This window comes from Algoriphagus resistens, from assembly GCF_001442615.1.
In the GTDB taxonomy this organism is placed as follows: Bacteria; Bacteroidota; Bacteroidia; order Cytophagales; family Cyclobacteriaceae; genus Algoriphagus; species Algoriphagus resistens.
The window spans coordinates 24201-33303 of sequence record NZ_LMXN01000023.1 but is presented as its reverse complement, the minus strand read 5'-3'; the positions used below and the strand labels follow the sequence as shown (position 1 = coordinate 33303).

The following is a 9103-nucleotide window of genomic DNA, read 5'->3' as shown; positions in this document are numbered from 1 at the left end:
TTATTAAAATAAAATACAGATTATTCAAACTAAGGCAGCTGATGTTAAATATAGTGAAAAATTAAAAAGCAAATACAATAAATTGAAGTTAGTTCAAACTTTTTTTACCTTCAGTTGCGGCCAAAATCCAATAAAAAAAAATAAAAAATAAAGACCCAAGTAGCTGAATAAAAGGATTTAACGAAATTAATTGATGAAATCACCTCTATACAGGCGGGTCAGTAATCAAGATAAACTACCTTTTACTTGAAATCTACGCTGAAAAAAAATGGATACCGCGTCAAGAAATCAGCGTAACTAGCGAATATATAAATATTTGGATAAATTATATTCTCTAAATGCGTATGCACTAAAGGTACCCAGCTCTTTAATGAGAGATTGAAGCTGCAAAAGCAATAAAAAAAAGTCAAGGTCTTAGACTTTCCAATCTTTCCCCAAATTGCTCCAACTGATTATCTCCAAAATCGAGATGGGTTACAAACCTTACTAAGTCCGTCCCAAATTTGACAGCTTTGATGTTCTTGTCCGAAAGCTTCTTCAAAAATTCTTCAGGTGAAACACCTTCCAATCTCGCGATCACAATATTTGTGGCAACAGGCAAAACTTCATGCACAAAAGACAATTTCAACAGCATTTCCCCAAGCACTCTAGCACGGGCATGATCTTCTATTAATCTATCCACTTGATAATCCAAGGCATAAATCCCAGCCGCAGCCAATATCCCCGCTTGCCTCATTCCTCCACCCCAGACTTTCCTGACTCTTCTTGCACGCTTAATATCTGCTTTAGTCCCCAAAAGCAAAGAGCCGACAGGGCAACCAAGTCCTTTGCTAAGACATATGGAAATCGTATCAAACTGAGCTCCCCAATCGGTCGTGCTTTCACCTGTTTCCACCAATGCATTGAAAAGCCTTGCCCCATCCAAATGCAACTTCAAACCATGCTCATCACAAACTTTCCTGATCGGCCTGATTTCATCCAACGTATAGATACTTCCACCTCCCTTGTTCATCGTATTCTCCAAAGAGACTAGTGTCGTCGGAGGTGTATGCACATCATCTGGATTGATCGCCGCTTTCACCTGATCTGCAGTAATTTTGCCCAATTCCCCTTCCAGCAATTTTACAGAAGCCAGTGAATTTGACATAATTCCCCCACCCTCATAGAGGTAGATGTGTGAATAGTTGTGGCAGATTACTTCTGTCTGAATCTGGGTATGTAAACGGATTGCAATCTGATTAGTCATCGTACCGGAAGGGCAAAAAATCGCAGCTTCCATTCCAAAAAGCCGCGCGGCTTTCTTTTCCAGCTCATTCACCGTGGGATCCTCACCAAACACATCATCCCCTAGAGGAGCAGAAAACATCGCTTCCCTCATTCCTAAAGTAGGTCGGGTAACTGTGTCACTTCTAAGATCAATAATCATTTTTTAAAATATTTGGATTTGGAACTAGTCGATGGAGCCAACGTTTCGATGGCAGATGCAGCTTCGATGGGTCTATCTGTGGCTAGAATATCGGCACCTTTCTGGATGAAGCTTGCATAAATCTGGTCACCTCTCGCTACGGCTCTTTTATCAAGGTTACCCAAAACACCCAAAATAGTAAATACGCCCTTCTTATGAAGAGCTTGATTAAATTCCTGTGAGCGCTCAGAAACCCCGGTAAAAGCTATCACCCGATTCCAGGGGATGCCTGTTTCCTCCATTCTCTCAATTTCCTCCATATTTCGGATCGTCACTGAAAGCATCATTTCCGGAGCCATCTTATGGAGCTTTTTAGCTGCCGCAAGAGAATAGGTAATCAAAGCAGCATGTGCTTCCGATTGCGTATTACGAACAGCTTCGACGATTTTCTCATAAGGGACAGACTGTTTGATATCAACTGTAAGAAGGGCTTTACCTTTTGACCAAAGCAAGACTTCTTCTAAGGTTGGCACCTTAAAATCGGTAAGATTTCCCTCATTGTCCCTTAGAAAAAGCGCTTGAATTTCTTTGTAGGTCGCATCGCCCACCAAGCCTTTTCCAGTAGTCGTCCTATCCAGCTTATCGTCGTGCATCAGTACCAATATACCATCCTTGGTCATCGCTACATCCAATTCTATAATGGCGGGCGTATAATTGAGCACATTTGCAAAAGCCTCTATTGAATTCTCAGGAAAACCGGGATACGGTCCACCGCGATGCGCAGAAACCATCGGAATGCGGTCCGAGGTCCAGGCATAAAAATCACGGGTTTCTTCTACATTGCTTAAGTGAATATGATTGCTCGACGGTTCTTCATTAGCATCTACCGTTAATGTCTCCTGTTGTTCCCCTGATTTCTGATTGCAAGCGCCAAGAAATAGAAGTAGCAACGGGATCCACAAAAATTTATTCTTCATCTTTCTTGGAGTCTTTTTTGAATATAAAGTCGAGACCGGAACCTGGCTTCCTGAATATTTCCTCCATATCTGCCAATTCCAGGTTCAATGCTTTGGTAGATATCTGGATTTCTATCAAGGACAAAGCGAGCGAGATAAGCAGGGATAACATACTCCCGACAAATACCCAATTGGCTGCCACTGTGATCCCGCGAAACAACAGAAACATACAAATCACACACAATAAAAAGCTAAAGACCCCAAAAAGTTGCATGTTTTTAATAAGTGTAAGTCTTCGTCGAAGATTATGGATTTGCTCTACGATAATGCCTTCATCAGGCGTTTCAATAAACTTTCTGTGTAGACCACGGATCAGATTGGCAATAGCCAAAAAGCGGTTTGTATAGGCAAGCATCAGCAGTGTAATTGCCGAAAAAAGTAAGGCAGGTGTTGAGAGTTGAAGTTCCATAGGTAAACGTTGGTAGCTTAAAGATGCTTCAATTTCCTCAAAATGAAAAAAGCTTGTTCTCTTCGGGCAGGATAAGTATTTCAAGTTTAAAACTTATGATGCAAGCTAAACTGTAATTGCCCCTTACTCCAATCATCTGTGGTCTGCAACATCCAGCCGGTTTGCACTCTGAGGTTTGACTTCAAACCATAGCCAATACCAAGGTAAGCTCTGTTCCTATCAAAAATCTCTACAGATCTTCCTCCACCAATAGCTTTCTGCCCATTGATAAACAATTCATTGTACATCGCAAGATAAACCACACCATCGTCCAAGGCAGATCCATTGAATGGAACATTAAGAAATAGGTTGTACCTGTATCGGGTACGCATATCCTGTGTTTCCACCCATCGTTGCTCATACCTGAACCGATGCGTAAGGAGAAAAATCCGACCTATTTTATTTGAAAAAAGAGCTTCTTGGTAAATCCTATTCTCCTTTACGGTTGCATCAGATTCCCCATAGGCGCCCGAGGTTATATTGGCGTACCCTAAGGTGAACAGGATATTTGCATTTTCTGGAGTATATGTGATACCGGATCTGAAAAGCAATTGCTCTATATCTTTGGTTGGTTTCCAAAATCTGAACTGGAAGTCTCCCTGTATACCAAATTGTGAGTTTTTAAAAGATTTACTGAAAAAATACATATACCAACTGCCAAGTTGGTCCTGGTCAGGCGCTGTTTGAGCAAATAAAACTAGGGGAAATGCTGATAACAACAGGCTGAGGAGTAGCTTTCTCATGGTTTTTATAGTGCGGAACTATATTAAATCAAAACGCCTGATCTCTTCAGAACAGGCATTTTCAAATTATTAATTTATGGTTTTAATTCCTAGGTAACTTCTCCCAATACTACCAATTTCTCTAGGGTAGGTGCTTTTGATCCTCCTTTTGGCTCAATAGTGATGGCAAAAGCACCTGCCTGAGCTACTGCTTCCATCTGCTGCAAAGTCAGTTTCTCCTCTGATTTCACCAATCCAATCCCTATTGGACCATCATCTCCGATTGCCCAAAGCTGATAATCGAACTCTTCACTCAGCTCATTGAGCTTATTCACCGCGATAAATACTTCTTGGGCATTTTGATCCCAAAAGACATCCACTTTCGCATCCTTCTGCATCTCAAAACCTTCACCTCTCATTTCCACACGTTTGAAGTCGCCTGCGATCATTTTGTCAAGCTGGGAATCCTTTTGCTCATATTCCTGCTTCACTTGGTTCAGGTTGTCAGCCATGACACTTTGATCCTGAAGTAGCGCTGTAAACTGCTCATCTCTTTCCTGGTATTTACCAGCATAATAGAATGCCGCTCCGGAGGCTACGATGGCAGCAATAGACGCTGCTATTGCAAAAGGCTTCCAAGGACTATTGATCGGAACCACTTTACTGCCGGCCGGCACTGCGGTCGGTTTTGGCATCTCTTTAAGAATAAAGTCATTTTCTAGGGTAGAGAAAATCTTTTCCTTCACTTCCTGAGACGGGGCCGCACCAGACATATTATCAAAAGCGAACATAGTCTGCTCCAGTTCATCCAATTCTTGTTGGATCTCTGGATGCATCTTAGCCAAGCTCAATACTTCCTCACGCTCCCGCTCCGTCAACTCTCCCAAAAGGAATAGTTCCAGTTTACCTGACGATATGTAAGATTGAATATCCACTAGATTCTTGCTACATTTTTTTTCAACACTTGTATTGCTGCTCTCACCCTAGACTTGACGGTGCCCAGAGGTATTCCGAATTCCTCAGAAACCTCTGAATGCGTATATCCTTTGAAGTAAATATACTCTACTATAAACTTCTGATCATCATTGAGATCGGTCATCAGTTCCCTCACCCCGATCCCATCTATGTGTTCTTGGGTGCCGGATTGACTTTCCATTCCATATACGAAATCATCTATGGTGTTGGTCTTACCGGATTGGGATATTTCTTTGGAACGGAGTTTATCAATGGCTGAATTACGACAAATATTGGCCATCCAAGTGTATAAGCGGCCTTTTGACTCGTCGTAATGCTCTATTTTTCTGGTGATTTTCACAAAGGAATCATGAAAAACCTCTTCTGCTATGTCCTTGTCAAAAATAATTCTGGAGATCACCGCATAGAGTGCTCTGGAGTATTTGTCGTACAAATACTCTGTCGTCTTTCTGTCCTTTGCCCTTAATCCGGCGATGAGTTGTTCCTCCTGCAAAAATCGGTGTTTTGAAAAGTTTATTTCTTAAATGTAAAGCACAAGACCAACTCTATATAGGTCTTGTGCATTTTATTTTCAAAATTTTTATATCAAAGGTGAATTACCTCGTCATATGCAGCGGCAGCGGCTTCCATGATTGCTTCAGACATCGTTGGGTGAGGATGCACGGTTTTGATCAATTCATGACCAGTGGTTTCCAGTTTACGGATAGCCACGATCTCAGCGATCATTTCAGTCACGTTGAATCCGATCATGTGTGCTCCGAGTAATTCTCCGTACTTTTTGTCAAATACCAATTTCACAAACCCGTCCTTTGCGCCAGCAGCGGATGCTTTTCCTGATGCAGAGAATGGAAATTTGCCTATTCTCAACTCATAACCCGCTTCCTTAGCTTTGGCTTCAGTCATTCCTACAGAGGCAATTTCAGGAGAGCAATAGGTACAGCCAGGAATATTCCCATAATCCAAAGGCTCAGGATTCTGCCCGGCAATTTTTTCCACACAGATAATTCCCTCAGCAGATGCTACGTGAGCCAATGCAGGTCCAGGTATTACATCGCCTATTGCATAATACCCCGGCATATTTGTTTTATAATACTCGTCAACTTTGATTTTGCCTTTGTCTACCAAAACCCCCACGTCTTCCAATCCAATATTCTCTAGGTTCGAGACAACCCCTGCAGCAGAAAGTACGATATCACAGTCTAATGTCTCTTCGCCTTTGGCTGTTTTTACGGTCACTTTACAGCCTGTTCCCTTGGTATCTACAGCAGTAACTTCTGAGGAAGTCATGATCGTCATTCCCGCTTTTTTGTAAAGTTTCTCCAGCGTCTTGGATACCTCAGCGTCTTCCACGGGTACTATTCTATCCAAAAATTCTACGATAGTCACTTCTGTTCCCATGGTGGCATAGAAATAAGCAAATTCAATTCCGATAGCTCCAGAACCTACGACTACCATTTTCTTAGGCATCTTATCCAAAGTCAATGCTTCACGGTAACCGATAATCTTCTTCTTATCGATCTTCATGGAAGGAAGCTCACGGGATCTCGCACCTGTGGCAATGATGATATTATCAGCAGAATAAACAGTTTTCTTATCCTCGCTGTCAGTGACCTCTACTTTTTTTCCTGGCTGGATTTTGCCCCAGCCTTTGATCACTTCAATTTTATTCTTCTTCATAAGGAAAGTCACTCCCTTACTCATTCCATCTGCTACACCACGGCTTCTTTTGACAATGCCGGTAAAATCCGCACTGGCATCCTTTACGGTAATACCGTAATCTGCAGCATGATTGATGTACTCAAATACCTGAGCACTTTTCAATAAAGCTTTGGTGGGAATACAACCCCAGTTAAGACAAATACCACCCAATTCCGCAGCTTCTACTACGGCAGTTTTTAGGCCGAGTTGAGAAGCTCGGATAGCAGCTACATAGCCACCCGGCCCGCTGCCCACCACGATCACGTCAAATTTGGTCGAAGACATATATTACTTGTTTTTTAGAACGAATTGATTAACGCAAAAATAGGCCTTTTGGCTTCAGAAAAAAATTTGGTTCCCATCCGTTATTGGGGTTGAAAAACTGTTTTAGCTATTCAAACTGCCATAGTTTAAAGCTATATTCTGTCGTTTGGACCAATCATAAAATTATATTTTTGACAATTTTTGTTTTTCAAATTAATCATTAGTAGCTCAAGGAAAAGACAGGTGAAATCAATTTTAGAATCAAAAGTTTTAGCTTTTTTTCTAATTTTGACCAAACAAAATTTTATAACCCTATGGGATTACTTTCAGGAAAAACGGCATTGATCACTGGAGCATCTAAAGGCATCGGAAGAGCAATTGCGCTCAAGTTTGCCCAAGAAGGCGCCAGAGTAGCCTTCACTTACCTCTCAAGCGTAGAAAAAGCTGAATCGTTAGAACATGAATTGTTAGCGTATAATACTGTTGAAAAAGGGTTTGGTCATGCAAATATCCCTAAAAACGCAATAGGTTTTAAATCTGATGCTTCCGATTACAGCTCCGCAGAAGAACTTATCACCAAGGTAGTGGCAGAGTTTGGCTCCCTGGATATCCTCGTGAACAATGCGGGAATTACCCGTGACAACCTCTTGATGAGGATGTCAGAGGAGAACTGGGACGAAGTGATTAATACCAACTTGAAATCCTGCTTCAACACAGTGAAAGCAGTTACCCGCACCATGATGAAGGCTAAGTCAGGTTCTATCATCAATATCACCTCCGTAGTGGGAGCAAAAGGGAATGCAGGTCAGGCAAATTATGCTGCTTCCAAAGCGGGAATTATTGGCTTCACCAAATCAGTGGCTCTGGAACTTGGTTCTAGAAATATCAGATGCAATGCTGTCGCACCGGGATTTATAGAAACCGAAATGACTGAAGTATTAGATGAGAAAACAGTGCAGGGCTGGAGGGATGGCATCCCGATGAAGCGTGGTGGGCAGCCGGAAGAAGTGGCGGATGCCTGTGTATTCTTAGCCTCGGACATGAGCAGCTATATCTCAGGGCAGGTGCTACATGTGAATGGGGCTATGTATACCTAAGGATTTAGGAATTTTGATTTCGATTTATTGGCGGCTGGAGAGATTCAGCCGTTTTTTTATTAGCTACGAAGAGCACGAAATGATGAAAAGAGCTTAACCACTGAATAAACATAAATCTTTGAGATGCTAATATAGGCCATAAAGGAGCAGGCAGGAGTCTCGAAGGTTTTTATCGTGGTAAGTATACATTCTCAAAGCTCAGTCTGCGAATCTTGATAAATCAATCCAATAAAATTCATATGCATCTTCTGATTCTTGCACTGGTTTATTGATGAACAGTCCTTCGGAAGTCAGGAACCAATCTTGTAGCCCCATCTCATTCTCAAAATCAAAAAAGTATTCCCCTCTCGGTTCCCAATCGCCAGAATAGATGCTCAGCACATAATGCCTGGTGCGTTCAAATTCAGTCTCACCCGTACCTGATTCTTTGATTTTTGAGCAGCGGACGAATAAACCCTTTTCATGATCATACATTAAAAACAGGTGGGCAGAAGCCTCTCTTGGAAGACGCCAAACAGTATGTACTCCCCACGGAACAACCTCAGATGGCAAAAAATTAAATTTTACATTTGATCTAGGTATCACTTTCCTTATAAGCTTTAAGTCTTTTAGCTCATAAACTTCATTTGAATATGGCCAGCCTAAAAAGTAATGACCTCTATTGCGCTCATAAGCTCCAAACAGGAAAGTGGCTGTCATATCCTGCTGAAATACTTCATAGCCTTCTGGAATTAGGAAATCACTTGATTGGATTTTACCCGTAGTCACATCGGTTAAGGTCAGCCAATTTGTAAAGTCCAAAGGAAATTCATTTCTATTTTCACCTGGGCCTGGCTTATCTCTGACATTAACGATATGAGAAGGATTCTGGCCAAATTGAAGATGAGGATATGCAAAAAAGCTTAAGCCATTTCTAAATTCTACATGCACCATGTTATCTAGTGTCAATGGAATATCCAAGTCAGAATCCACGTAAGAGATTTGTTGGCCTGAGGAATACTACTTGTTAGAAAAATAGTATTTCGATCATGCACTAAAACCCCCATAATTCCACCTTTCATAGAATTAGGTCCCTCCATTGGTATTTCAACCACATGTTCTTCTTTTCCGGTCAGAGGATTCAGAAATACGACCCCCCATCCTTCAACCTTTCTTGCGCTTCGATTATAAACCAGGTACTCTTTCCCTGCATCATTTATTGCTTTTAAATTGAAAAATCCAGTTGTCAACGAATCCTTTTCTAGGCTAAAATCCTCCAATAGTAATTCTTCCAACTTTCCCTGATAGATTTCTTCATCTCGCTTTTCAACGCAGGAAAAGAATAACCCAATAGATAACAATGGTAAAAGTATTCTTTTCATCAGTCTCCGAATTGTGATAAATCAACTTTGTAAAATTCGTATTCATCCTCCTACTTTTGCTCAGTCGTACTAAATCTCCTGGATTGCCTCTTTTTCTTTGGCACAGCAAAAAAATAC

The 9103-nt window shown here is 41.4% G+C and carries 10 protein-coding genes; 1 reads left to right on the top strand and 9 read right to left on the bottom strand.

Translation table 11 applies throughout. The features are described from left to right. Positions 1–406: 406 nt before the first annotated feature. From AS141_RS24755 to lpdA, 7 genes are all read right to left on the bottom strand, one after another. Complete coding sequence (locus AS141_RS24755; RefSeq protein WP_057940407.1) at positions 407–1426, bottom strand: threonine aldolase family protein; 1020 nt, start codon at positions 1424–1426, stop codon at positions 407–409. Further along, positions 1423–2382 carry a glycerophosphodiester phosphodiesterase family protein gene (locus AS141_RS24750; RefSeq protein WP_057940406.1) on the bottom strand — a complete coding sequence of 320 codons (960 nt, stop codon included), beginning with the start codon at positions 2380–2382 and terminating at the stop codon, positions 1423–1425. The genes AS141_RS24755 and AS141_RS24750 overlap by 4 nt, the downstream gene beginning before the upstream one ends. After that, on the bottom strand, positions 2372–2830 hold the full coding sequence (locus tag AS141_RS24745) for a DUF2721 domain-containing protein (protein WP_057940405.1): 459 nt from the start codon (positions 2828–2830) through the stop codon (positions 2372–2374). The genes AS141_RS24750 and AS141_RS24745 overlap by 11 nt, the downstream gene beginning before the upstream one ends. 86 nt (positions 2831–2916) lie before the next feature. Continuing rightward, positions 2917–3612 (bottom strand): DUF2490 domain-containing protein, encoded by a 696-nt coding sequence (locus tag AS141_RS24740; RefSeq protein WP_082632431.1) that lies wholly within the window; start codon positions 3610–3612, stop codon positions 2917–2919. Positions 3613–3701: 89 nt separating this feature from the next. Continuing rightward, the gene (locus AS141_RS24735) at positions 3702–4526 is read right to left on the bottom strand and encodes an anti-sigma factor (protein WP_057940404.1); all 825 of its coding nucleotides are present in this window, start codon (positions 4524–4526) and stop codon (positions 3702–3704) included. Further along, entirely contained in the window at positions 4526–5059 is a 534-nt protein-coding gene (locus tag AS141_RS24730) for an RNA polymerase sigma factor (protein ID WP_057940403.1), read from the bottom strand. Before AS141_RS24730 ends, AS141_RS24735 begins: the two co-directional genes overlap by 1 nt. Before the next feature lie 92 nt (positions 5060–5151). After that, positions 5152–6549 carry a dihydrolipoyl dehydrogenase gene (gene lpdA, locus AS141_RS24725; protein WP_057940402.1) on the bottom strand — a complete coding sequence of 466 codons (1398 nt, stop codon included), beginning with the start codon at positions 6547–6549 and terminating at the stop codon, positions 5152–5154. Between the two features lie 293 nt (positions 6550–6842). Here lpdA and fabG point away from each other — a divergent pair, with 293 nt between their 5' ends. After that, positions 6843–7625, top strand: coding sequence for a 3-oxoacyl-[acyl-carrier-protein] reductase (gene fabG / locus AS141_RS24720; RefSeq protein WP_057940401.1), 783 nt, complete (start codon positions 6843–6845; stop codon positions 7623–7625). Between the two features lie 198 nt (positions 7626–7823). Here the strand turns inward: fabG and AS141_RS24715 are convergent, their stop codons facing one another. Together AS141_RS24715 and AS141_RS24710 are read right to left on the bottom strand one after the other, a co-directional pair. Beyond that, positions 7824–8597: a hypothetical protein gene (locus AS141_RS24715; RefSeq protein WP_157243589.1), complete on the bottom strand. Its 774-nt coding sequence runs from the start codon at positions 8595–8597 to the stop codon at positions 7824–7826. Next, a complete protein-coding gene (locus tag AS141_RS24710) occupies positions 8570–8986 on the bottom strand; it encodes a hypothetical protein (RefSeq protein ID WP_057940399.1) in 417 nt (138 codons plus the stop codon). The genes AS141_RS24715 and AS141_RS24710 overlap by 28 nt, the downstream gene beginning before the upstream one ends. Positions 8987–9103 lie beyond the last annotated feature (117 nt).

Excerpts from the sequence above, each read along its gene's own strand:
- fabG (WP_057940401.1), top strand. The coding sequence starts at position 6,843 with ATGGGATTACTTTCAGGAAAAACGGCATTGATCACTGGAGCATCTAAA.
- AS141_RS24740 (WP_082632431.1), bottom strand. The coding sequence starts at position 3,612 with ATGAGAAAGCTACTCCTCAGCCTGTTGTTATCAGCATTTCCCCTAGTT.
- AS141_RS24750 (WP_057940406.1), bottom strand. The coding sequence starts at position 2,382 with ATGAAGAATAAATTTTTGTGGATCCCGTTGCTACTTCTATTTCTTGGC.
- AS141_RS24710 (WP_057940399.1), bottom strand. The coding sequence starts at position 8,986 with ATGAAAAGAATACTTTTACCATTGTTATCTATTGGGTTATTCTTTTCC.
- AS141_RS24755 (WP_057940407.1), bottom strand. The coding sequence starts at position 1,426 with ATGATTATTGATCTTAGAAGTGACACAGTTACCCGACCTACTTTAGGA.
- AS141_RS24745 (WP_057940405.1), bottom strand. The coding sequence starts at position 2,830 with ATGGAACTTCAACTCTCAACACCTGCCTTACTTTTTTCGGCAATTACA.
- lpdA (WP_057940402.1), bottom strand. The coding sequence starts at position 6,549 with ATGTCTTCGACCAAATTTGACGTGATCGTGGTGGGCAGCGGGCCGGGT.